Here is a 25,124-nt window from a genome sequence, read left to right as displayed (position 1 = left end):
CATGCTGACTCCTCTAACCAACATACTACTGCTTAAATTAATATGTTGTGTCTTATTCTATTTAATACTAGTCTTCTCCAACATCCGGTGCTTGAATCCCATCATAGTAATCTGCAGTATGCTCAGGCTTAACATCCATCATGCCTGTCTCCTTTGCCATCAGGATATCATCGATGCGTAAGATCATCGTCGCAGCATCTGTAGCAGATTTTATTATCTGTGTCTTCACACGGAGCGGCTCGATAATTCCTAAATCAAGCATATCCTCGGCTTTGCCTGTGGATATATTTAGCCCTGCTGTCCTTACACCTCTGTTGTGCATGTTTCTTAGTTCCGCAATAACGTCGATTGCATCAAGACCTGCGTTTTCAGCAATACCTTTTGGTATCTCCTCAAGTGCATCAGCATAGGCCATAACAGCAAGCTGCTCCCTGCCTGAAAGTGTTGTTGCGTAGCTTCTAAGCCTCATTGCAAGTTCTATTTCAGGTGAACCGCCTCCTGCAACGATCTTTCCGTCCTCTATCACGTCTCCCACCACGCGCAGTGCATCATCGAGCGCACGCTCTATCTCATCTGCCACATGCTCTGCACCGCTGTGAATCAGGATGGATGCAGCTTTTGGATTTTCGCAGCCTTCGACATAGACCATCTTGTAGTTGCCAACACCGCGCTCTTCGATTAGACCTGCCCTCCCAAGATCATCCTCTTCAACCCCATCTACCTTGGAAACGATACGCGCACCTGTTGCTTTTACCAGTTTTTTAATTTCATCTTCCTTGCATCTTCGTACAGCGAATATACCCCTCTTTACCAGGTAGTGCATTCCGATATCGTCTATGCCTTTTTCTGTAAATACGACATTGGCTCCGCTCTTTGCAAGCGCTTCAACTTTCTCATCCACAAGCCTGCCCTCTTCAAGTCTGGCTTCGCTGAGAAGTTCTGGTGATGTGATCTGGATCTTTGATTCAACCTGTGTTTTCTCAACCTCAATTCCAACATCAAGAACGGCAATCCTTGCATTCTCAACTTTTTTTGGCATATTCTTATGTGCCCTTGCCTTATCAATCACAATCCCGTGAATAAGCTTTGTGTCTTTTATGCTGCCGCCTCGCTGCTGGAGGATGTTGATGTTGTCCTTTATATTCACCTTGCCCGCCTCTTTAATCGATTGAGCGGTCTTAACACATAACTGAACAAGCGGATCCAGCGCAAGGTCTGAGCTCTTCCCTGTGAGCGCTGTTCTTGCGATATTATCAAGAACATCATCAGAAGCGTCAATAGCCAGCTCATCCAGTATCTCAAGTGCCTTTACAGAGGCAAGACTGTAACCCCTTGCTATGTTTGTGGGATGGACGTTCTGTTCTATCAGTGTTTTTGCCTTGTTCAGGAGTTCTCCTGCAAGAACGACTGCACTCGTTGTGCCGTCGCCAGCCTTGTCCTCCTGTGTACGGGCGATCTCCACCATCATCTTGGCTGCAGGGTGCTTTATATCCATCTCCTGCAGGATTGTTGCACCGTCATTGGTGATCACCATATCTCCGACAGGATTTACAAGCATTTTATCCATGCCTTTTGGGCCGAGCGTTGTCCTTACAGCATCTGCAATCGCCTTTGCGGCCGTGATATTGAATCCATGCGCCTCTTTCCCTTGAGTCCTTGTTTTATCTTTATCTAATACAATAATAGGCTGTCCGCTTAATTGGCCTGCCATAATCAATTACCTCCGAACAAAGATAATTCTAAGTGTTTGTAGTTCTATAAATAATTTGCGGGATAAGGGAGACCATCCAATTTACCGCCAGTGACACTGCCTGCCATAGGTATGCAGATAAGTGATATGCTTTCTTATCCCTACTTTTTAGTCTTTCTCTTTTTCATATAATCCGAAAAGCCAGAACTTAGCACAACAATTACTCCGGCAGTGAATACTAAAGCACCCAGAAGCTTGGGATTTGAGAGTTTTTCTTTTAGAAGAAGTAATACACCTGCATGCAGTACCAGGAGGCCCAGGATGAGTGACGCGAATTCCTTATACTTTGGATAAAGTATGTAGAACATAATGCCTGCCGACCATGTCCCAATGCCGAGATATTCATAAGAGATATCACTCCTTGCCGGATCAAAGATTCTATAGTACAGCCCTGAAAGGAAAAATACAGCACCCAGTAACCCCATGAAGATTATTTTTTGCCTATCCATATTAATCGCATCTACTCTCTTCTTCTTATACTTTGCCTTAAGTACCCGGGCTATGATGGTTACAGTTCACAGTTCAAGGGCTGCTTCCTGTTCTATCACCAGAGTTCTGATATGTTGGTCGTAATATCTGCATTACCATGCCACTGGCTCGGTTTTCTGTGGCAATCGCCGCATTTCTTTACATTCTGGCGGTTCATGTCCTTATTGTAGTGGCACATCCAGCAATCAGGATCATTTAACGTAGCTGGCGGGGTAGCATTAATGTCCTGGTGTATGGATTCATTGAAGGCTGAGATATCGACGAATGTTGTGGTTACCGAGGGTGAAGCTCCTATATAATTTGTACCATGGCACCTAATACAGTTGTTATGATTTTCGCCAGAATGACATGTTAAACAATTTCTTATCACTTCGGGATAATATTGTTGAGTGGTATTATCATATAGGATTTGATGACAGTATGTACAATTATATCCTCCTGTTGCAAGAAGATGATGTCTATCAGATGTATTATTGCCATGACAATTTCTGCAATCCTGTTCTGTATTATATGAAGGATACGTTGTCGCGAATCCCTGATATATTGCGGTAGTCATCAGTACTGCAAAAATTAGTATCAACAATCTTTTATTCATATTTTGATTCCCCTAATTAAAGTATCCACCGATATACTATACTTCAAGAGTCTGGACATTTCAACTATTCTTCCAGGCAGATCCTGCTTATAGAAAGCATTAATAGACCCTAGAAGAATAGTATATGCCGCCTATCCCTTAAAATCCATTCATAGCAGACGTTTTTTCAGGGATAGGTACTCCTTTGAAATAGAAGTACGACTCATTCTGCAGTTTTTGCAGGTGGGCTTTCTCAATTCTCTGTTAGTTACAATATTGGTGGCTATTATCCTTCATAAAACTATTGGTTTTTGTTTAATATAGAAAACTTAAATTATAATGCCCAAGCGTTGCGGTTTTTTATGTTCCATGCATGAATCCTGCTCATGAATATTTGTTTAAAGTTGCTGCAAAGATCGCTGTATAAGATGAAGATTTAAATCTCCATAGCCATAATAATAACAAAAGAGAAAATTATTTATATGATAAAGCCTAACGAACGTATGCTATGGATGGATATGGGAAAGGGATTATTCCTATGGAAAATTTAAATTGTAATGCTCTAGCGTTGCGGTTTTTCATGTTCCATGCATGAATCCTGCTCATGAATATTTGCTTAAAGTTGCTGTAAAGATCGCTGCATCGGATGAAGATCTAAATCTTCGTAGCTATAATAATAATAATAACAATAAGGAAAATTATATATATGATAAAGCCTAACAAACGTATGCTATGAATGGATATGGGACAGGTATTATCAAATGTCAGTAAGTAACTGCTAAATAACGAAATCCCTGTGTAATCTCAGAGCAATCTGAGATTACAACAAAAACGTGTCCCAATAGGAGGTGAATGAGGATAGGATAGGGATTATTCTAGCAACTGCTAGTAATTGCTGAAAAATCCATGTAATGCTTTGAAATAGGCTAAACGAAAATACGTCCCATGCAGATAAATACCGAAAATATATCTACATAACCAATAATCGAAAAGATTGGAAAAGATGTTGAACAGAATAATAAGAAATAAAGAATAAATATAATGGATAGGAGATATTATGAGAAAAATATACCTAGCGGCAGCTATCACCTTTTTGGTGTTAGTTGGCATATCTTGGGCAGTGGTACCTCCACCGCCAGTGAATCAGAACTTAGGTCTGTACGACACCAATATTGCAAACGTATCAAGTGAAACATGCAAAGGTTGTCATACAGCAAACCCTGCAAATATACATCACCTGATGTTATCAGGCGGAACTACAAACCTTGGTTGTTTGGATTGTCACCCAACACAGGGTACTTATCCCAGCCAATATCAGTATATTGAAAGGAGTTGTCAAAACTGTCACAACGGTACAGCATTCTGGGCAAATCCTGCTGTAAACCTGTCACAGCTTAGACCGCCTGGCAGACCACATCATAACACGACAAAGAACTCTGCATCAAGTGTGATTCAGGCTGCATATTGGGCAATAGATAGACAGTGCAATAAATGTCACGGCAGTAGTATACTGGCAAACTATGATGATGGACATTACATACCATCATATAACACATCTCTTGTAACTCCACTTGCTAATTACAAAGTGAAGAATGAAAGCGCGACTTTCCTGAAAGCATGGGGCGGATGTGATGCTTGCCATGATGCTGGACCAGATAACGTTCTCAGCAACTATGGAACGCATCATCAAGCAACAAGCGGTATGCAGGGCAGACAATGTACCTATTGCCACGTTGGCGACACCTCACGACTCAGACCTGATGGTAGCGCATACTATCTGAGAATCTACCTGACCGATGAATGGGGTCTTGGATGGGATACTGTCAATCCCAAAATGGAACTCAGAAATTCAACATTATTGAACGCTGGCGATGCGGTTAATGGCACAGGATGTCAAAAGTGTCATGATGTGGGAACGCTCCACAACATCCAGGTTGACTATGTACCAGGCGGCACTGGACCTGCTGGTTATGGTCACATAAACAATAACACAGATTGCAACGGTTGTCATGGATTCTGGGATGCAGGCGTGGAGAATCCATTCCTGGGACCAGTTGCTCCAGGTATGTCCAGCGTGACTCCAGATGTATTGACTCCAGGCGTGGCTACAACAGTGACCATCACAGGCACCAACTTTGTGCAGGATGGATACACAACTAATGTGTTGGTAGACGGAAATGCTATAGATGTGATATCTGTAACAAACACACAAATAGAGGTGACTGTTCCAGCGTTGAGTGCAGGCGTTCACAGTATCCAGCTTGAGAAAGGCGGCGTGACGAGCAAATTGTCTTCACTGGCAGTTGTAGAACCGGTAGATGTTGTAACAGCTAAGCTGGCCTCAGGAACGATAACTGTTACTGGTACAGGGTTCGGTATCGAGCCTGATCCAGCATTCAGTGATCTTGGCGTATTCATTACGAAGAAGGGTCAAGAAACTACATTCAAGGCTGAGGTCATCAGCTGGTCTGATACTGAGATTGTAGTCTCTGGCTCTGGAGCAAGCGTAGGAAACCTGTTGACTGTAAAAGCGTTGAATGGTGAAGACTCAACATCGATCAAGAGATAAATAAGCGAAAATATATATGGTGAGAAAAGAAGAGATTTATAACTCTTCTTTTCATTTTTTTTGATTACACCTATAACAACGAAGACATATGAACCAGAGTGATTAAAAAAGAGGATAGATAAATATGAAGTTACCTTCCAATCTCCCAAATCTCTTTTGCCAAACTATGAATAAGCGAAGATTATCTTTTCTCTGTCTTATTCTCGTTTTGATAACCGGGATAGCTGCAGGAGCAGATCGCGATGTAATTATTGGATTTAAAAACAAACCAGGTACTTCAGAAGAAGCTTTAATCCACAGTCATGGTGGAGTAGTAAAAAAGAGCTTCCATCTGATTCCGGCTATTGCCGCTAAATTGCCAGAAGGCGAGATAGAAAAAATGAAAAAGGACCCAAAAGTTGCTTATATAGAAGATGACAAAGTTTTCAAGGCAACAGATGAATACACCAGTTCCTGGGGAGTGCAATATATCGGTAGTAGTATGGTGCACAATCAAAGTATTACCGGAACAGGAGTAAAGATAGCTGTACTGGATACAGGAATAGATTATAATCATGAAGACTTGAAAGAAAATTATAAAGGTGGATATGATTTTGTCTTCAACGATTTAGATCCCATGGATGATAGTACCGGACCATATATCAATAGCCACGGTACTCATGTAAGTGGTATCATCGCTGCAGAAAAGAATGGTGCTGGTGTAGTGGGTGTTGCACCGAATGCAGATATATATGCGATAAAGGTGCTAAATGGCGGAGGATCTGGCCTTGCCAGTTGGATCATTTCTGGTATAGAATGGGCAGTAGACAATAATATGAGTATAGCAACGATGAGTCTGGGAGGTCCGGATGACATATCTATACGTAATGCTGTTGACAATGCTTACAATGCCGGTGTACTTTTGATAGCGTCAGCAGGTAATACTAACGGAGGTAGCGTAACATATCCGGCGGCATATGACTCCGTTATTGCGATTACGGCTACAGATGTTACCGGTCAGAAAGCAAGTTTTTCATCCGTAGGTCCTGAGATCGAGCTTGCCGCACCTGGAGTTGGTATATATTCAACAATAATAGGTAATGGCTATGATTATAAAAACGGAACATCTATGGCTGCTCCACATGTGGCAGGTGTAGCGGCTCTAATCTTTTCAACGGATTTTAACGATGTTAATGGTGATGGGAAAAGAGATAACAAAGATGTCAGAAAAATACTTCAGGATACAGCAAGAGATGCAGGAGACCCTGGAAAGGATAACATATACGGATACGGTCTAGTAGATGCCGGGAAAGCAGTTCTAGGTATCGAATATACTCCAGAACCGAGTCCTGACCCTACTCCTGAGCCAAGCCCTGGCCCTGCTCCTGAACCTCCTGAGGAGGAGCCATTTGTTATTAATTTGACATTGCTTAGGACAACTGGACCAGAAATAAATGATGCGAAAAATGTTTCTTTGTCACAAGGAAAATACTCGATAAAGATTAATAACATCGATCTATCAAAACTCGATATGGAAGTCTACGAGAATGATGTTATCCGAAAAGATCTATCCTCCAAATATACGTTCAATAAATCAAAAGACATAGAATTAGAGCTAGATGTTGAAAATATATTCAAAATTGTATTCATACCCTATGGCGGTAAAGGATCAACAGGACATATAACAATTAAGAAATTGTAGAATGGAGTGAAAACCTCAAAGTAGACAGGTAGTTAAGCTATGACAACTGGTGGGAAATACATGAGAAAAATAACAAGAAAAAGACACTCTCGTGAGTTAGAATCCTGATGCTGCCTTCAGCGGCAACGGCAATACTTACAAGTACGCTGCACGTAAGATAACCTCCTGTGCGTGAGAACGAGGTTCAAACTGCCGACTACCGATTCAAATCATATTATACAATTTGAAACGACTTCATTTATAGAAGCTTAACTTACTCTCCACTCAGAGGGGTCAGTCCAGGAGATATGTAAAAAAAACAGGAAGTATAGGAATGATAAATGATAAGAAAACAAAAAAAAGTATAATAAGGAGATGTTTGGAAAATGATAAGATATTGGTAATAGTTTTTACTACCTTGCTGATGTTTACAGCGATTTATAGTGCTTTAGCATCGACAACATATCCATCTTATAATACAGAGCAAGATTGTAGGAGTTGCCACGGAATTACAGTAGACAGGCACCATCTTTTAATACCAGACAGTTCGCTTCAATGTACAGACTGCCACGCAATGAAATATGACGATCAAAATCAAACATATTATCCTGAAGTAATTAGAAATTGCCTGATATGTCATCCTGGAAAAGATCACACTGATACCCATCATCTACTTGTACAGCAGGGTTTATTTGTATGCACAGACTGTCATCCAATAAAATATGATTCTCAAAGTCAGACGTATTATCCTGAAATTATATGGGACTGTACTGAATGTCACACGACAGTATTACAATGGAATGCAACATCAGATCCTACACCAACACCTACGCCGACTCCTACTCCACCGGTATCTCCGACAATAACTACCTTTTCTCCAATATCACCGGTAATCGATAATGCAGGAGACACCAGGGAATTCGATATTACGACTGATCAGATTGTCAATATAACATGGTTCATCGAAGATGCTCAGGTTCAGTTTAATGAAAGTGTTACTGATGCAAGCTATACTAATACGAGTGCTATTCTTGGAATATGGAATGTGAGTGCCGTTGCTTCTAATATTAATGGAACTGTTAAATATACCTGGACATGGAATGTGACAACGATTGTACCTGTTCCACCAGTCATTACATTTTATGCTCCATATTCGCCCACAAATGATACTGCAGGAACATCTAGAAAATTCGGTATTACGGTTGATCAAATTGCCAATATAACATGGTTTATTAATGGGATCCAGGTTCAGTCCAATGAAAGTGTCATGGGTGCGAGCTATACTAATACAAGTTCTTCTCCTGGAGTATGGGATGTTGTCATAAATGCGACGAATGCTAACGGCAGTACTTCATATTCATGGATATGGAATGTGGTCTCGCAACCGGTCTATGCACCGAGTATAATCTCATGGAGCAATAATAAGACCAATAATGATAGCCTGATACTGGCAGTAAACACTAGCGAATCTGTTAATTTCAACGCTACAGCCAACCAGACGATAACCTCATGGAACTGGTACCTAAATGATGTGAGCCAGAGCAATAACTATGACAATTTCATAGCATCCTGGGACACGGCAGGAACAGAGACGGTACAGGTAAACGCTACTAATAGCAATGGTACATCAAACGCCATTACATGGACTGTTACAGTCAAAGCACAACCTGTTATGTATATTCCTCCAACTCCCACAAACATAAACTCAACAACGGGCAGTTTCTGGGTAAATACAACGTGGCAGGCAGGAACTGGTAATGCAACTGATAGTTATAACTTAAGTGTAAATAATGTATGGACTAATGGAACCGCCAGCACTTCTGTTAATTCATCATCCCTACCAGCACATGCATGGCAGAATGTAACGGTCTATGCATACAACGCTTCTGGAGGCGGTTCATTGAGTACATCTCCGGCTATAAAGAATACTCAAATCCCGGATAATCCACCGGTACAGTCACCAATAGGATCTAAATCCGTAGATGAAGGGCAGTGGTTGAACTTTACTGTTAAAGCTACAGATGCTGATAATGATTTGATGACTTACGGCACTAATGCCACAAAAGGAAGCTTTAATACTACAACAGGCAACTTCTCATGGCTGATAACGTACTCAGATGCGGGAGTTTATACCTGGTACTTCAACTCAAGCGACGGCTACGGCGGAGTTACAACTGAAACAGTAACCGTTAATGTAAATAATATACCGCTATCTATTACTTCATTCTCACTTCCATCCGACCCAACAACTACACAGAGCACGGCACAGACTTTCAGTGTGACCTTGAACAGAACTGCTAATGTAACATGGTACATGAACGGCACTAAGGTTCATACCGATACAGGTATCACTTCATCTAGCTATACCAACTCAACTGCCGAAACGGATACATGGAATGTGACCGCAAGTGCAACAGATAATATTGATACAGTCTCAAGAACCTGGAACTGGAATGTGGTACCAGAATCTAAACCAACAACGGCAGTAGATCCGCCTGATGGACAAAATAGCTGGTATAAAACTAACACGGTTTATTTAAATGTTACTGATTCTGATGGAATAAAATATACGAATTATAGCGTAGATGGAGGTATCTCATGGAATAGTAATCCAGGATCAGGTCTTACTTTGAAAACTCCTGTTGTTTTATCAGACGGGAATCATTCAATACAATATTACTCAGTAGATACTTTAGGAAATACAGAATCTACTAAAACACAGGAAGTTAAAATTGATACGACATCGCCAGACATCAATATCGGAGGTGTGGTTGACAATAGCTACTACAATAAGAGCATAACGCCAGTCATAGCCATAACAGATACCAACCCGAATACTCAATCCATTACGCTTAATGGTACTCCATATACAAGCGGTACTGTAATATCTGAAGAGGGTAAATATACGCTCGTTGCATCTGCAACAGACAAGGCGGGTAACAGCGATTCTAAGACCATAAATTTCACAATTGATAAGACACCGCCCAGCATCACAGCAAGCGCAACCACAAGCGGCAATCCATACACTTCTGGCGCATGGACAAATCAGGACGTGACTGTAAGCTTTACATGTTCTGATGCTCTTTCAGGCATAGCATCCTGCAGCTCTCCAACGACTCTGTCTGGAGAAGGTGCTAATCAAGAAGCAACAGGTTACGCTACCGATCAGGCAGGCAACTCAGCCAGTGCTGCTTTTTCAGGAATCAGCATTGACAAGACGGCTCCAACTATAACGATCAACTCTCCAGTTAACGGAAATATATATGTTCTGAACCAGAATTTAGTCGCAGACTGGTCTGTCAGTGATGCTGCATCTGGCATCTCCACAGCAACAGGAACTTATCCAAATGGAAGCATTATAGATACAACCTCCGCTGGAACAAAGAATTTTGTTGTAAATGCGACGGATAATGCGGGAAATATATATACTAAAAATGTCACATATTATATCCATTCAGATTCTAAACCAGTAACGGCAGTAGATCCGCCTGATGGACAAAATGGCTGGTATAAAACTAACACGGTTTATTTAAATGTTACTGATCCTGATGGAATAAAATATACGAACTATAGCGTAGATGGAGGTATATGGAATAGTAATCCAGGATCAGGACTTACTTTGAAAACTCCTGTTGTTTTATCAGACGGCAATCATTCAATACAATATTATTCAGTAGATACTTTAGGAAATACAGAATCTACTAAAACACAGGAAGTTAAAATTGATACGACATCGCCAGACATCAATATCCAAGGTGTGGTTGACAATAGCTACTATAATAATGATGTAATACCTGCCATCACTATCACTGATACTAACCCTAATATCCAATCCATTACTCTGAACGGTGCTCCATATACAAGTGGTACTGCAATATCTGCTGAAGGCAGCTATATGCTCATGGCATCAGCTACAGACAAGGCTGGTAATCATAATTCAAAAACTCTGAGCTTCACCATCGATAAGACTCTACCGAGCATAACTATCAGTGGCGTGATTGACAATAGCTACTACAATAAGAGCATAACGCCAATCATAGCCATAACAGATACAAACCCGAATACTCAATCCATTACGCTTAATGGTACTCCATATACAAGCGGTACTGTGATATCTGAAGAGGGTAGATATACGCTCGTTGCATCTGCAACAGACAAGGCGGGTAACAGCGATTCTAAGACCATAAATTTCACAATTGATAAAACATCACCGACCATAACCGGAGCAGCAACAATATCTCCAAATGCTAACGGCTGGTACAATGACAGCGTTGTTATTCATTTTACAGCAGATGATGTGTTATCTGGCATAAATAGCGTCACACCTGATATAACGCTTTCAACAGAAGGAGCAAATCAATCAGCAACAGGAACTGCAATAGATAAAGCAGGTAACTCGGCCAGCTTTACTGTTTCAGGGATAAATATCGATAAAACAGCTCCGACTATAACGATCAACTCTCCAGTTAACGGAAATATATATGTTCTGGACCAAAATTTAGTCACATATTGGCTTGTCAGTGATGCTACCTCTGGTATCGCCACAGCAATGGGAACTTATCCGAGTGGAAGTGTTATTGACACAGCTTCGGTAGGAACAAAAACATTCAGTGTATATGCAGCAGATAATGCAGGAAATACAAATATAAAGAATGTCACATATTACATTGGTTACAATTATAGCGAAATCCTTCCACCTATAAAACCGGATGAAAGTAGTATTTTTAAATTGGGGAGCACAGTACCTGTAAAGTTCCAGTTATGGGATGCCAGCGGTAATTTTGTTACTGATGCGGTTGCAAGGTTTTATATTTCCAAAGTCAGTACGACTGTTACTGGAACAATTTTAGAGCCTTACATAATCGAAACTGAGACAACAGGTAATCTATTCGTATATGATCCTGCCAGCAACCTATACCAATATAACCTTGGAACCAAATCTCTGTCCACTGGAACCTGGCAGATAAGAATAGATATTGATGACGGATCCTCGAAAACTGTAATTATTTCACTGAAAAAGTAATACTCCTGTGTTGTGAAACCAGGTGCTATTGCGCAACAAGACCGCCATCTACAACCATGGGATGGCCTGTAACAAATGAAGCCCCATCCGAGCACAGCCACACTGCTGCTTCAGCCACCTCTTCCGGCCTGCCCATCCGTCCTACAGGTTCAAGCGCAATGAACTGTTCTTCAGCCTCCGGTTTGCCGCCAGTGACCCTGTCTACCATAGGTGTGCGGATAACGCCAGGGCACACTGCGTTAATACGGATGCCGTCCCTGGCATACTCCAGAGCAGCAGTGCGCGTCAGCTGCACTACGCCGCCCTTTGATGCACAGTAGGCAGGCAGGCCCTTAAAACCAACCAGCCCGGCCACGGATGCCATGTTGACGATTGCCCCTCCACCCTGCTTGATCATCTGCTGGATCTCGTATTTCATGCACAGCCACACGCCTTTCAGGTTTATGTTAATCGTTCGGTCCCAGTTCTCCTCAGTGCAGTTCACAGTTGGGGCAATAACCCCCTCGATGCCGGCATTGTTAATAGCGTAATCCAGGCGGCCATAGGTCTTTATGACAGTATTGATCAATGTCTCGACCTCGACAGCCATTGATACATCAGTCCTGACGAATATTGCCTCACCACCTGCCTCATTGATCTCCTGCACTACCCTCTCCCCATCTTCAACCATAACGTCAGCTACCACTACCTTTGCCCCTTCCCTGGCAAACACAAGTGCACAGGCTCTACCTATTCCCAGACTTCCACCTGTCACCAGGGCAACTTTACCTCTTAGACTTCCACCCAACCTGATACCTCCTTTATCTCATTCAGCTCTTGCATTCCCCCAAAATCTATAATTTTATTTTAGTATCCTGTGAACTTATATCCTTCCCAGGATTTCAAGCGATTTGCTTTCTTATCCCTACTTTTTAGCCTTTCTCTTTTTCATATAATCCGAAAAGCCGGAGCTCAGCACAACAATTACTCCGGCAGTGAATACTAAAGCACCCAGAAGCTTGGGGTTTGAGAGTTTTTCTTTTAGAAGAAGTAATACACCTGCATGCAGTACCAGGAGGCCCAGGATGAATGACGAGAATTCCTTATACTTTGGATAAAGTATATAGAATATGATGCCTGCCGACCATGTCCCGATGCCAAGATATTCATAAGAGATATCACTCCTGGCCGGATCAAAGATTCTATAGTACAGCCCTGAAAGGAAAAATACAGCGCCCAGTAACCCCATGAAGATTATTTTTTGCCTATCCATATTAATCTATCCATATTAATCACATCTACTCTCTTCTTCTCTTAGAGCCTATTTTATACTTTGCCTTTAGTATATGATACTATGCAAATTATATCCGATTGAACACAGGAGAATGGATGAGCATCTTGAGAGTATAAAAAATCACGCTTTGAGATCCGATGTGCTGATCGTAACGCACTACCATTTTTTAAAGAGCATCCTTTAAATGCACGCAATAGCATACATATAAGGTAGTAATGATCATAGGCGCTTCTTCATTTGCTGCATCCCTGCCCGAGCTGCGCATGGAGGTAAAGAGTATAGAGCTCTACATCCCCAGGCTTGGGCTGTACAGGGGGAGCGAATTGATAAAGGAGAATGTATATAAGCTGCGCGACAGCCTCTCAACTGATAGTGTACTCACCTCGATCCATGCTCCCTATTATGGGGAGGCACCGACCTATCCTGCCGAACTCATAGTGGATACCGCGCATATGGGCAAAGCACAGTTCAGGCTCATGGAGGAGAACATCTTCCTGGCCTGCGAACTTGGCTCAGGTGTGATCGTGGTTCACCCCGGGAACGCAATAGGAGACAGGGAGGAATCCTTCGTGCAGATGGTGGATAACCTGAAGCATCTCTCAAGCGAAGCTGAGAACTGCGGGGTTATCCTTGGACTTGAGAACAAGGAGGGAACAGATCCGAACAATCTGTGCTGTACGGTAGAGGAGCATCTGCGTGCTATAAAAGAGGTGAACTCACCAAATTTAAAGGCCACCTTTGATATAGGGCATGCTAACCTCACATACAGCGGGGATATGGAGAAATTGCGAGACTTCGCAAGAGAGCTGAGGGGCAGTGTTGCGCATGTGCATGTGCACGATAACATCGGCAGACCGGGAGGAAAATACCTCGGGGACATGCACAGAGCACCTGGAGAGGGCAACATCGATTTCTCAGTGCTAAAAGAGCTGCACTTTGATGGCGTATATAACCTTGAGGTATTCTCGATAGAGGATGTGCGCAAAGGTAAGAGGATGCTTGAGAAACTATATATAAATTATTAAGTTATTATGACCGTAATATGATGGAAGATATCGGAAAAATTATAGGTCGCGGTCTTGATACATACACAAATAACCTGAACCTGGGTATTCCTTTTATCATTAATCTGGTTTTAACAGGTTTATTCTTCGTCATCATGCTCTCTTTTGGAATTGCGTATATCTTTGGCGCATCTTTATCCTCTCTTGAGAATGCCACAACCCCTGAGCAGGTGATCTTAATTATCCTTCCCATTATAACCCGAAATCTTTTTGGGATCGCGGTTCTGGTAATAGTATATCTTCTTGTTTCCCTGTTCTTTCAGTCTTTCTTCACGGCAGGAGCTATAGGAATGGCAAGACAGGCTACCGAGGCAGGGAGAACAGATCTCTCTACCATGATGGATGCCGGTAAAAAGAATGTTGTAAACCTTTATCTTGCCCAGATCTTAGCAGGGTTGCTCTACCTTGCAGGTATTGTATTTCTTGTGCCTGGAGCCCTCAGCGCTAATTTAGATCAGATGCTGTCTTCTGCAGATACAGGCGCGCTCTTACTGCTTGCAGGCGGGTTTCTGTTATGGATAGTATATATACTTGTTTTAAGTCTTGTTCTTGCAATCTACAGGTACTCCCTGGTAGTAGATAATCTCGGGCCTGTTGATGCAATAATCACAGGTATCGGGTTTTTTAACAGGCATAAATTCGATGTATTCCTGCTGTGGCTGATTACAGGAGCAATTGCAATTATCTTTACAGTTATAGGGCAGATCATGGGACTCATTCCGATTATGAACATAATCTGGCCGTTTATCGGTGTATTTATCAGTGTTCTGGTCATCCAGCCCCTCACTGCGGTCTGGTGGACACGTCTATACATGACACGAACCGACAAAAAGATCTATTTTAATGAGCTTCTGGCTCACCCGAATGAGCTTAAAGCCTGAAAGTAAAAGCCTAAAGACCCTCAATAAAAGCCTGGATTCGTGAGAGGGCCTCGGTCAGCTCCTCATACGATGTTGCGTATGAGCACCGCAGATACCCTGCACCGCATTCACCGAACACATCGCCAGGCACAACAGCTACCTTCTGTTCTTTTAAGAGCCCTCCTGCAAACTCATCAGAGGTAAGACCCGTGCTCTTTATGCTGGGAAATGCATAGAACGCGCCTTCTGGCTCAAAGCACTCAAGACCCATCTTATTCAGGCCGTTTACGATAAGACGTCTTCTCCGGTTATACTCACCCACCATCTTTTTCATCTCTTCATCGCCGTTCCGCAGGGCCTCTATTGCCCCCATCTGGGCTGTAATTGGGGCACACAGCATGGTATATTGATGGATCTTGGTCATGGCGCTGATTATCTCCTCACTTCCAACAGCAAAGCCTATGCGCAGTCCCGTCATGGCATGTGATTTGGAAAGCCCGTTTAATATTATAGTCCTGTCCCTCATTCCCGGGATGGATGAGAAACAGGTATGAACGCCGTTATAAGTTAGTTTGCAGTAAACCTCATCCGATACTACCACAAGATCATTCTCACTGGCCACATCGGCGATCTCCTCAAGGTCACTTCTTCTCATGACAGCGCCTGTGGGGTTATTGGGATAGCTCAATATCAGCGCTTTTGTTCTATCCGTGATGCTCCTCTTTATCTGCTCAGCAGTAACCCTGAACTCATCCTCCTGGTACGTTGGCACAGGGATGGGTCTTCCGCCTGCAAAAACAACGCTGGGCTTATATGAAACATAGCATGGCTCCGGAATTATTACCTCTTCCCCAGGGTTTATTATCGCCCTGAGCGCAAGATCTGCAGCCTCGCTCACGCCTGTGGTGATGAGAACCTCATGTTCCGGATTGTAATCGATATCATGGTCTTTTCTGTAGCATCTGGAGATCAACTCCCTCAATTCAAGAATACCGTGGTTTGAGGTATATGAGGTAAACCCTTTTTCAAGTGAGTATATACATGCTTCCCTGATATGCCACGGAGTGACAAAATCAGGTTCTCCGACACCAAGCGATATAACATCATCCATTTCGAGCACAAGATCAAAGAATTTTCTTATACCAGAAGGAGGGACGCCTTTTATATGCTCTGAAATGTATCTCTCTGACATACTACCACTATCAAGGAGAAACAGCAAGGCGTTCCGGGTGTTCTTTCTCGAACATGATCTCACCGTCTTCTTTGTATGTGCGCAGCACAAAATGCGTCACAGTCCCCTGAACCTGCTCAAGGGTGGCTATTTTTTCAGCCACAAAAAAAGCCACATCCCTCATCGACTTACCGCGAACGGTGAGTGAGAGGTCATGATCACCTGAGATAAGGCGTACAGACCTGACCTCGGGGAACTTTGCTAATCTCTCAGCAATAGAATCATAGCCTGTTCTTGCGTTCAGGGTGACCTTTATTTCGATGATCGCATACACATATTCCTCCCCTGCCCTATCCCAGTCGATTACGGTCTTATATCTCCGTATTATCCCCTTCTCCTCCATGTCTTTTATCCTTGAGGCGACTTCTGCTTCAGTGATACCCGTCATGGTTGCGATCTTCTCAGGTTCAATTCTGGGATTGTTCTCAATTATCTCGAGTATTTCTTTCATTGTCGTGCCTCGCCCCCTGTCTATGTTACAAGGGTTAATAGGCTTTGCGAAAGAAAAAATTAAGGGTTTTTTTATACTTTCTTTGTTATATATAAAGATTTGGGAGCAAATAAAGCTATGGATACAAAAGATTTGGAGAGAGATGGGCGGATAGTAGAGTGGTTCATGTGTCATCGGTTAAGACCACCAGTCATCCCTAAATCGATATCTATTGACATGAGGATCAAGTGCTTGGCTAGAATAGACATTCATGACAGTCTCAAGAGTTCTTTCAATCCCACAATATCGAAGTATTAGAGTAAGTTGTCTATCAGCATTTTCAGTGAAAATCGTACTCCACCTCAATTGGGTATAGCGAGCCACCATTTCTTTTGGATTATACTTTCGAATCAGTGAATATATTCTTCTGCTTATAAAAAGAGTAAGAACCGCTATCCAGATATAAGCTTCAACGATCTGCGTATTCTTAGTATTTACAACATCAAGAGCGTATCTGCTTTTTAGTTCTTTAAAAATCAGTTCAATATCCCATCTTGCACCATAGAGTTTCGCAACATTTTCCGGACTTAAAACATCTTTCGAAATATTGGTGAGATAAACATGGTACTTAGTCTCATCTTCGTTAAAAACAGCTACCAATCGAAATATTTCAGTATCCAGTCTGGTCTTACTTTTGCCATTAAAATTCTGTCTTCTGAAAGAGATCTCAACATCAACATCAAGTATCCTTCTCTTTAATTTTGGCAGAATTTCACTGATGCGTTTTCCCTTCACATCAATACTGTTGCCCCGACATGTATTATGCAAATCTACAATGAGAGGATCAGCATTTCCCTTCAACCTGGATACAAAGTAACCGCCATTCTGTTCGATCCTTGCAAAAATCTGGTGTTTATAAAAACCAAGATCGATAAGAAGAATTCTATCTTTTATCCAGGGACCTATTCTCAGAGTTTTCAATTCATTTGTACTTTCAGCATGAATACTGATACTTTTTGGACTATTTGCCACGGCACTTACTAATATACTTACTTTAACGCCTGCTGCTACTGTTCTTGATCGTGCTGCTGGCCATTTCTTGGCAAGAGACTTATGCAACCTGATTATTGTACTATCCTGTATCAATACATCCTGAAATTTGGAGAGCTTTTGGTTAAGAACTTTGGTTTGCTCCAGAGCAAGCTGTTCAATGGCATGAGTGACACATAGTTTCAGGAATGCAACAAGTTCGGGTGTAAATCTCTCATACCAGCTGCTATCGCTGAGTTTTTTATTTGACGATTTTTCATAATTCCGTTTGATGTTCGCAAGATTTCGGGCAAGATGGACACCGTAACTATTGACAAGAACCCAAAACATTTCTACGGCAGTTACTTTTCTCTCTCTTTTTATTAGTCCAGTTTCTCTTGCAGCTTGGTTTAACCATTCTGGTGAGAAGAGGGTGCAGAGATCTTTTTCGATAATGTCTGGTTCATAAGGTGGGATTTCTGTGTTGGGTTCTTTTGTCTTCTTCATGCTCCTAATCCTCTTTCTAATTTTAATACAGTAAAATTAAAATTTTTAAGTAATACATACGTTCTTAGAGAATAAATGCTTCGCTATCGCACGATTATTTCAACTGGAAACAAAGAGATCTGACTAAAAATAAGTAATTATACAATCTTTTTTAAAATATCTCAATGAGAAATCCTTAACCGATGACCAATGGATTGATAGCACAAAAGATGATGAGGAAAAGCAAGCTAAGGAGTTGAAGAAGTTAATTTTATCTTGATCCACTTCTGCACTTAAAGTCGGCTTTTTGCAGATTCCACTAGACATATCCAACAAAGCCAGAAGATAACAAACTATATATTCAACAGATATAATAAAGTGCAATAAAATGAATTCAAGCCTAGATTTTTTAGTCATAAAAAAGTATCTTGATAAGCAGAAAAATAAAGTTGTAGAGACCTATGATTTTGAGGTTAAAAAAGTAAAATACTCGGAGAAAATAAAAGGCTGGAAAATCGATAAGTTCAGGGGAGACGAAGAAGTAGTTCGGGCATTTATTCTTTCTAGACTCGTAAACGAATTAGGATATAAACCTGAAAATATTGAAATAGAAAAAGAATACGATATCGGAAGACCTAAAACAAATAAGCCGAGGATAGATGTCATTGTTCGAGATGAAGACGGAAACGCATTTCTTTATATCGAGTTAAAAAGCCCAGAAGAGTATGAAAAAGAAAAGGACGGAATAATTGAAAAGCAGCTTTTCAATCTTGCCAGCCAAGAAAGGGGACAAGGGAAAGAAGTAAAATATCTCGTTCTGTACACTTTTGAAATAGTTAAGGATAGCATCAAAGATAAGTGCATCCTCATTGATTATGAAAAATTTACTTCCTTCGATTCTTGGAAAGAAAAAAGAGATTTTGCAGATGCGATTCCTGTAAGGTACGGCAAGGCACAAAAAGAGCCGTATGTTAAAAACGGTAAAAAAGATTTGGATACCACGTTCACACATGAACAACTGGATAGTTTAAGGAAAAATCTTCATAATGTGCTTTGGGGAGGTGGCGGAACGGATGATAATGATGTTTTTTCATCGCTTGTAAACTTGATTTTAGCAAAGATTCAAGATGAAAGTGAGAAAAAGAAAGGCGAGAAATATGATTTTCAGATATTTTCTTATAAAGATGGAGAAAGCTTCGAATCAAACGAGGAACTTTTTGATAGGATTAACGAACTTTACAGAAGAGCATTAAAGCAGAGGCTAAATATATTAGAAGAATCGAAATTAAAAAAATCTTTTGTTATTGACGAAAATAAGTTCTCTTTAAATAAGCTGAAATATACTGTTTCTGAGCTTGAGCGGTTTTCTTTTGTTGATGGGAAAAATAGTTTTGATGGCAAAGATATTCTAGGAGATTTCTTCGAGGGTATTATCAGGGAAGGATTCAAACAAACAAAGGGTCAATTTTTCACTCATATTAACATAGTTAAATTCTTGCTATGGGGATTACAGCTTGATAAACTTGCTATTAAAAGAGTAAACGAGGATTTAGAAATTCCATATATTATTGATCCTAGTGCCGGAAGCGGAACTTTTCTAATAGAGTATATGAAATTTATTACTCAAAACTTAAAGTATAGGTTCAAGGATAAACTTGACGAAACAAGAGATGTAGAAGATAAATTCAACCAGTGGTTCATGCCAGATCCTAGGGAACATAAATGGGCACAACACTTTATTTATGGTGCAGATATAAATTTTAACCTTGGGACTGCAACCAAAGTAAATATGATTTTGCATGGGGATGGATCTGCAAATGTGTTCGTCAAAGATGGTCTTTTGCCGTTCAGGTACTATCACAAAGAAACTGCACCAAATTTCTTAAAACAATATGAAGAAGACAAACTTTATTTCAACAAAGAGGTCAATCAGCAATTTGACGTAGTTATTTCTAATCCGCCTTTTAGTGTTGATTTGGATAACGAGACAAAAAAGAATGTCAAACAAGAATTTATTTTTGGGGACAAAAAGAACTCCGAGAATCTTTTTGTTGAAAGATGGTATCAGCTTCTAAAGCCGAACGGACGTTGTGGCGTAGTTTTGCCTGAAAGTGTGTATGACACAACTGAAAACAAATATATCCGGCTTTTTATCTACAAATATTTTAAAGTAAAAGCTGTTGTTTCTCTTCCACAGCTTACTTTTGAGCCGTTTACTTCTACAAAGGTTAGTTTGCTTTTTGCTCAAAAGAAGACAAAGAAAGAAATTGAAGAATGGAATAAACTCTGGAATAAATATTCAAATGAATGGAATCAATTTAAAACAAGATGTGAAAATTTGATAATGGTTTATCTTGATGGAAAAGATAGAAAGAAACTTCCATCAATTAAAGATTTAACTGAGAAACAAGAAACGGATATTTTGGTGAGACTGCTAAAAGATTCTATGGAAGAAGATGACAAAAAGCTTTCTTCAAAAGACATTATTGAAAAATACAAAGATGAGCTCGAAGACCTTTGTAGATATGATAAGGATACAAAGGACACTTTTGGTTTTGTAAATACTTGGTGGGTTTTTGGCGAGGTTGCCAAGGAATTAAATTATAAAATTTTTATGGCGGAAGTGGAAAATATCGGCTACAAAAGAACCAAAAGAGGAGAAAAGCCTATGCCAAATGAACTTTTCAGAGTAAATGAAAAAGGTGATGTTTTAGTTGATGATGGAAAGGAAGAAGCGACTCTTGATTATCTCCGGAAGATAGAATGGGAATAAATTGTGACACTAAAGCAATTTACCATTAATTCTGAAGTAATTTCTTCAGGGAAACATTGTCGTTTAGACCAAAAATACACCTGTTTCACTCAAATTCAAAACTGGGAAGTTTTTGAAACTAAACTTAAACAAGTAAAGATATCTGACTTTCTTATAGAATTACCTATCGTAAAAATCCCAAAGGGCGAATTAGAAGATGATGCATTCTTAGTAAATATATCTGACCAACAACAAATAAGTGGGAAACTAGAAAATATAGAAAAAACAAATGAGATTGGTTCAGATAAGACATTTTTGGGAGAGGCAGATATATTTATTTCAAAACTTGGCATGCCTAAGGGGTACGTGTTTATAAATACTTTCAAGGGGAAGAATATTTTAGGTTCGTCAGAATTTATTCCATACAAGGTAAAAGACCTTAGTTACCTCAAATATTTAAAATATATTCTACTAAATCGCAAAATGCTGCTTGCATATTCTGCATTAGAATCAGGGAAAACACCATCACATAAAAGAGTTAATCCCTACGAATTTCTTAAAATTAAAATTCCTTTAATCTCTAAACCGAACAGAGACAAAATCATTGCCGAAATAGAACCGATTGAGCAAAAAATAAAAGATCTCAATAAACAAATTAAAGAAAATCATGAAATTATAAACAATGTTTTTGCTAGAGAGTTTCATTTTGATTTAGATACGTTTAATGAATTGAGAAAGATTAAAAATTATAACCTATATTTATCAAATTTTGCAAACAATAAAGATGTAAGGCAAAGTGTAAAATTTCATAGAGAGTCTGGTCTTTTTGTGATTAAAGAGCTAAAGAAAATAACGGATAAAAAAATCAAACATTTTATTTCCGATCCAATAGTTCTTGGTTCCGGTATTTCTCCTTCTGACTACGATGATAACGGAGATTTTAATTATATATCTATGGCAAATATTAAAAACTGGAAATTTGAAAGCGAAGACTCTAAAGCAGTCTCAAAAGAATACTCTGACAATAATAAAAATAAAACAGTTACAAAAAATGATATTATTTTAGCTCGTTCTGGAGAGGGAACAATTGGAAAAGTCGCTTTAATTGAAGATGAAGAACTTAAAGGTATTTTTGCTGATTTTACAATGCGAATCAGGTTAAAAAACTATAATCCTCTTTTTGCGTACTACTATTTTAGAACTGATTACCTTCAATATTTAGTTGAAATAAATAAAAAAGGACTTGGAAATAACACAAATATTTTTCCTAGCCAAATCCAAGAGTTTCCGCTTATTGACATAACACCGAATGAACAACAAAAAATCGTTGATGAAATCAAAGCTGAATTAGATAAACAGGATGAAGTAAAGCAGAAGATTGAAACTGAAAGAAATAAAATAGACGAAATTATTGAAATGGCTATTGCATAAAACCATTGCGCCATAATCTATATTGCTGGAGAATCGTTAAATATGCCAAAAAGACCAGCCAAAATGTCCTAATTGCGGCGAAAAAATGACTCTCATAGATGGTACAGAACATAGCTATATATGCGGATTCTGTGGTGCAAGGAATATCAGTTCACGGGATAAGAAGTACATGGAGGAGTATATCGAACAGCGTAAAAGAACGCTGAATGAAAATAAATTCGCATAAAGCTTCAAAAAGCCACAAAAATAATCGCTGTCATCACAGCAGCTATAGAAAACGTCAGCAAATCTAGATGTTTGTTATTCTTCAATATTGCCTTCTTCAAAAACAAGGATTTCGGCAAAATCCAAGAGAAAAAACTTAAAATCACTATGAGGAACAACCAACCCAGAGGGTGTTGTATATTTTCAGTGCTTTTTATTCGCACCCCGTCACTCGAAATTGAAAGTCTTTGAGGCGCATTCTGGTCTAAAATAAGCGGAAAAAATATATTAGATTGTATGCAGCGCGTAAAGAAGTTCAACTTATACGTTCAAAGCGCGGATTTCTCAAATTGGTTTGAGGATTGGGCGTGAACCCAACTAATCCTTTATTTTCAAATTCATGACCTATATTACCTTGATTTAGCCTATAAATTTTTAATAGCTCTTCTCAGTGCAGCCTCTTGAAAGCACTCGTGCTTCTGATCAGATCAGCTCTTCCCACCCAAAAAGCTGTAATTGCAGTCAATAAGGTCGTAATCAATGTGATCAACATGAATAACTCAGCCTCGTCCTCTCCCCTGTTTGACATCCTATCCCGCCTATAACCCCATTTATCCCGGCTGAACTCTCTTTCACATTCACTTCTCCTGTTAGCGATTCGTTCCAATACTCGTGGATCAGTTACTTCTACATATTCAGGATGAAACGTCTTACCTTTTTCAGTTTTAATAAGCTCCTTATTTCCAAAATCTCTTGCCTGAATATATGCTCCTATCCCTTTTTCTTTGCAAAATTTGTTATTCTTTTCGCTATCCATTCCCTTATCGATAGACAATAACTCAGGATAAAATCCATACCCTTTATGAAAATCTTCAATAATCTCGATCAGTAAAGGATTTTCATTTGCACTGCCCTTGTATCGTTGAACCAGCATGGGTAGCCCATACTCTATATCTACAAGCTTATATGCGAGATGACCCACACCTTTGAGATAATTACCTCTCACATACAATCCAGCATATTTATCCGTGTATTCTTCCATCTCTTTATTTTTATGGGCACTGGTATTTGATTTTATCAGGCTTCCATCGACTCCGATCATTCTACCCTTCATTAAACCAAGAGATAGACACTCTTTTGTCATATCGATAGCGATCTGTCTAAAAACCTCGATACCTGTTCTATCAGCAGCTCTGCTGAATATTTTTCTATCTGGAATGCATTCAGGATTTAACTCACAAACCTTTGCCAGGTTTGGGTTTTCTCTCAATTCTTCAATTAGATCAGAGTATGTTCTGATACGTCTCTTGCACATGAATATTTGTGTTTTCAAGATTGATCTGAGTTGATAATCTCCTATCTTGTCTGCATATTTTTTTTCGATTTCATCTACCTTGCTCCAGTCGTAAAATAGAAATAAATGGCGGATATCGCCTTTGTAGCCAGGATAAAATTCATACGCTATTTTTTCGGTTCTTGTGAGGTTATCTCCTTCATATCTCTTACAAAAGACTGTTTTTAGTCTGGGTACATATTTACTTACTCTGTCCTTTATTTTATCCAGTAATCTCAGGAAATCGGTTATCTGCTTTTGAACCCCTTTTTTAACGTATAGGAAAGTATAAACGCATTTCTTCCTCCTCATCTTGAAATCTGATAGTCNTCGTTTTGAGTTAGTATAAGTTCGTTGTTAATAATTTTGCCCCCGCAGGGGCTTTCTTGATGTCATTTAAAATTTTATTGAATCGTGCAGTTACTTGTTTGAAGTGCTTTTTCTTATTTTTAGCAAAGCATATATGGTATGGCCGCCAATTTTTGCTCGCAAAGGATACTTGCCCGATGAAATCGGGTAATTGATATTGGATATAAAATCCGTCCTTTGTAAAGACTTGAATCAAATTAAATACCTCTGATATAGTTTGGATTTAGATTTTGGTTGATATCAGAGGTATTTAATCCAAAATAAGCTTTATTATTTTCTCGAAATAGAAAAGTATTTATATAACTTTAAATGAGATTTTAAACTATAGTACAAATTTTTAAGGTAAAAAACAACTAATAAAACCTTATAACTTAAAAATAGCTTGAGTTAGACTTCATTCCCAATCCTCAAACCAAAGTGGCAGTTATCGATCACTTCTGGGACTTCTGGATAAACGATCTTGCCGCATTTTTTGCAGTAGCTCTGTTTGATGATATATTTTGTAATATAAAGAGTGAGAGGGACTATATCTTCAGTATATCTCTCCCGTGTTTGCTCAAGCTCACTTATTTCTCCATCACAGCAAGGACAAGCGTC

At 39.8% G+C, this 25,124-nt stretch carries 18 protein-coding genes; 8 read left to right on the top strand and 10 right to left on the bottom strand.

The annotated features are described in order from the left end of the window. Positions 1-67: 67 nt before the first annotated feature. From thsA to ANME2D_RS17815, 3 genes are all read right to left on the bottom strand, one after another. On the bottom strand, positions 68-1,711 hold the full coding sequence (gene thsA / locus ANME2D_RS03245) for a thermosome subunit alpha (protein WP_081810099.1): 1,644 nt from the start codon (positions 1,709-1,711) through the stop codon (positions 68-70). Positions 1,712-1,851: 140 nt separating this feature from the next. Then, positions 1,852-2,199 (bottom strand): hypothetical protein, encoded by a 348-nt coding sequence (locus ANME2D_RS03240; RefSeq protein ID WP_048089089.1) that lies wholly within the window; start codon positions 2,197-2,199, stop codon positions 1,852-1,854. A 95-nt stretch (positions 2,200-2,294) separates the two neighbouring features. Continuing rightward, positions 2,295-2,834 carry a molecular chaperone DnaJ gene (locus tag ANME2D_RS17815; RefSeq protein ID WP_157833929.1) on the bottom strand — a complete coding sequence of 180 codons (540 nt, stop codon included), beginning with the start codon at positions 2,832-2,834 and terminating at the stop codon, positions 2,295-2,297. Positions 2,835-3,870: 1,036 nt separating this feature from the next. Between ANME2D_RS17815 and ANME2D_RS03235 the strand changes: the two genes are divergently transcribed. The 3 genes from ANME2D_RS03235 (at position 3,871) to ANME2D_RS03225 (ending at position 12,065) form a co-directional block, all read left to right on the top strand. After that, on the top strand, positions 3,871-5,382 hold the full coding sequence (locus ANME2D_RS03235; RefSeq protein WP_048089088.1) for an IPT/TIG domain-containing protein: 1,512 nt from the start codon (positions 3,871-3,873) through the stop codon (positions 5,380-5,382). A gap of 166 nt (positions 5,383-5,548) precedes the next feature. Then, positions 5,549-7,063: a S8 family serine peptidase gene (locus ANME2D_RS18795; RefSeq protein ID WP_048089275.1), complete on the top strand. Its 1,515-nt coding sequence runs from the start codon at positions 5,549-5,551 to the stop codon at positions 7,061-7,063. A gap of 553 nt (positions 7,064-7,616) precedes the next feature. Next, positions 7,617-12,065 carry a PxKF domain-containing protein gene (locus ANME2D_RS03225; protein ID WP_048089087.1) on the top strand — a complete coding sequence of 1,483 codons (4,449 nt, stop codon included), beginning with the start codon at positions 7,617-7,619 and terminating at the stop codon, positions 12,063-12,065. A 25-nt stretch (positions 12,066-12,090) separates the two neighbouring features. On the opposite strand, the gene ANME2D_RS03220 is transcribed toward ANME2D_RS03225, so the two are convergent. Then, complete coding sequence (locus tag ANME2D_RS03220) at positions 12,091-12,852, bottom strand: SDR family oxidoreductase (protein WP_048089086.1); 762 nt, start codon at positions 12,850-12,852, stop codon at positions 12,091-12,093. Between the two features lie 117 nt (positions 12,853-12,969). Beyond that, positions 12,970-13,317 (bottom strand): hypothetical protein, encoded by a 348-nt coding sequence (locus ANME2D_RS03215; RefSeq protein ID WP_048089085.1) that lies wholly within the window; start codon positions 13,315-13,317, stop codon positions 12,970-12,972. Positions 13,318-13,553: 236 nt separating this feature from the next. Here ANME2D_RS03215 and ANME2D_RS03210 point away from each other — a divergent pair, with 236 nt between their 5' ends. Both ANME2D_RS03210 and ANME2D_RS03205 read left to right on the top strand, forming a co-directional pair. After that, the gene (locus ANME2D_RS03210) at positions 13,554-14,363 is read left to right on the top strand and encodes a sugar phosphate isomerase/epimerase family protein (protein WP_048089084.1); all 810 of its coding nucleotides are present in this window, start codon (positions 13,554-13,556) and stop codon (positions 14,361-14,363) included. A 17-nt stretch (positions 14,364-14,380) separates the two neighbouring features. Continuing rightward, entirely contained in the window at positions 14,381-15,283 is a 903-nt protein-coding gene (locus ANME2D_RS03205; RefSeq protein ID WP_048089083.1) for a DUF7847 domain-containing protein, read from the top strand. A gap of 10 nt (positions 15,284-15,293) precedes the next feature. On the opposite strand, the gene ANME2D_RS03200 is transcribed toward ANME2D_RS03205, so the two are convergent. The 3 genes from ANME2D_RS03200 to ANME2D_RS03190 all read right to left on the bottom strand — a co-directional run bounded on the left by ANME2D_RS03200 (position 15,294) and on the right by ANME2D_RS03190 (position 18,429). Next, on the bottom strand, positions 15,294-16,454 hold the full coding sequence (locus ANME2D_RS03200) for an aminotransferase class I/II-fold pyridoxal phosphate-dependent enzyme (protein ID WP_048089082.1): 1,161 nt from the start codon (positions 16,452-16,454) through the stop codon (positions 15,294-15,296). A 10-nt stretch (positions 16,455-16,464) separates the two neighbouring features. Further along, complete coding sequence (locus ANME2D_RS03195) at positions 16,465-16,944, bottom strand: Lrp/AsnC family transcriptional regulator (protein ID WP_048089081.1); 480 nt, start codon at positions 16,942-16,944, stop codon at positions 16,465-16,467. A gap of 177 nt (positions 16,945-17,121) precedes the next feature. Then, positions 17,122-18,429, bottom strand: coding sequence for an IS4 family transposase (locus ANME2D_RS03190; protein WP_102044954.1), 1,308 nt, complete (start codon positions 18,427-18,429; stop codon positions 17,122-17,124). Between the two features lie 397 nt (positions 18,430-18,826). Between ANME2D_RS03190 and ANME2D_RS03185 the strand changes: the two genes are divergently transcribed. The 3 genes from ANME2D_RS03185 (at position 18,827) to ANME2D_RS17810 (ending at position 22,847) form a co-directional block, all read left to right on the top strand. After that, positions 18,827-21,211, top strand: a complete 2,385-nt coding sequence (locus ANME2D_RS03185) for a restriction endonuclease subunit M (protein WP_048089079.1) — start codon at positions 18,827-18,829, stop codon at positions 21,209-21,211. Positions 21,212-21,214: 3 nt separating this feature from the next. Then, positions 21,215-22,621 (top strand): restriction endonuclease subunit S domain-containing protein, encoded by a 1,407-nt coding sequence (locus tag ANME2D_RS18370; protein ID WP_198527337.1) that lies wholly within the window; start codon positions 21,215-21,217, stop codon positions 22,619-22,621. 85 nt (positions 22,622-22,706) lie between these two features. Next, the gene (locus ANME2D_RS17810) at positions 22,707-22,847 is read left to right on the top strand and encodes a hypothetical protein (RefSeq protein ID WP_157833928.1); all 141 of its coding nucleotides are present in this window, start codon (positions 22,707-22,709) and stop codon (positions 22,845-22,847) included. A gap of 426 nt (positions 22,848-23,273) precedes the next feature. Here the strand turns inward: ANME2D_RS17810 and ANME2D_RS03170 are convergent, their stop codons facing one another. Together ANME2D_RS03170 and ANME2D_RS18960 are read right to left on the bottom strand one after the other, a co-directional pair. Beyond that, the gene (locus tag ANME2D_RS03170; protein ID WP_048089077.1) at positions 23,274-24,470 is read right to left on the bottom strand and encodes a transposase; all 1,197 of its coding nucleotides are present in this window, start codon (positions 24,468-24,470) and stop codon (positions 23,274-23,276) included. Between the two features lie 444 nt (positions 24,471-24,914). Then, the gene (locus tag ANME2D_RS18960; RefSeq protein WP_394295689.1) at positions 24,915-25,097 is read right to left on the bottom strand and encodes a hypothetical protein; all 183 of its coding nucleotides are present in this window, start codon (positions 25,095-25,097) and stop codon (positions 24,915-24,917) included. Between the last annotated feature and the right edge of the window lie 27 nt (positions 25,098-25,124).

The organism is Candidatus Methanoperedens nitratireducens (assembly GCF_000685155.1).
Classification (GTDB): domain Archaea; phylum Halobacteriota; class Methanosarcinia; order Methanosarcinales; family Methanoperedenaceae; genus Methanoperedens; species Methanoperedens nitratireducens.
The sequence above is the reverse complement of the archived record's forward strand: the minus strand, read 5'-3'. Positions and strand labels throughout refer to the sequence as shown.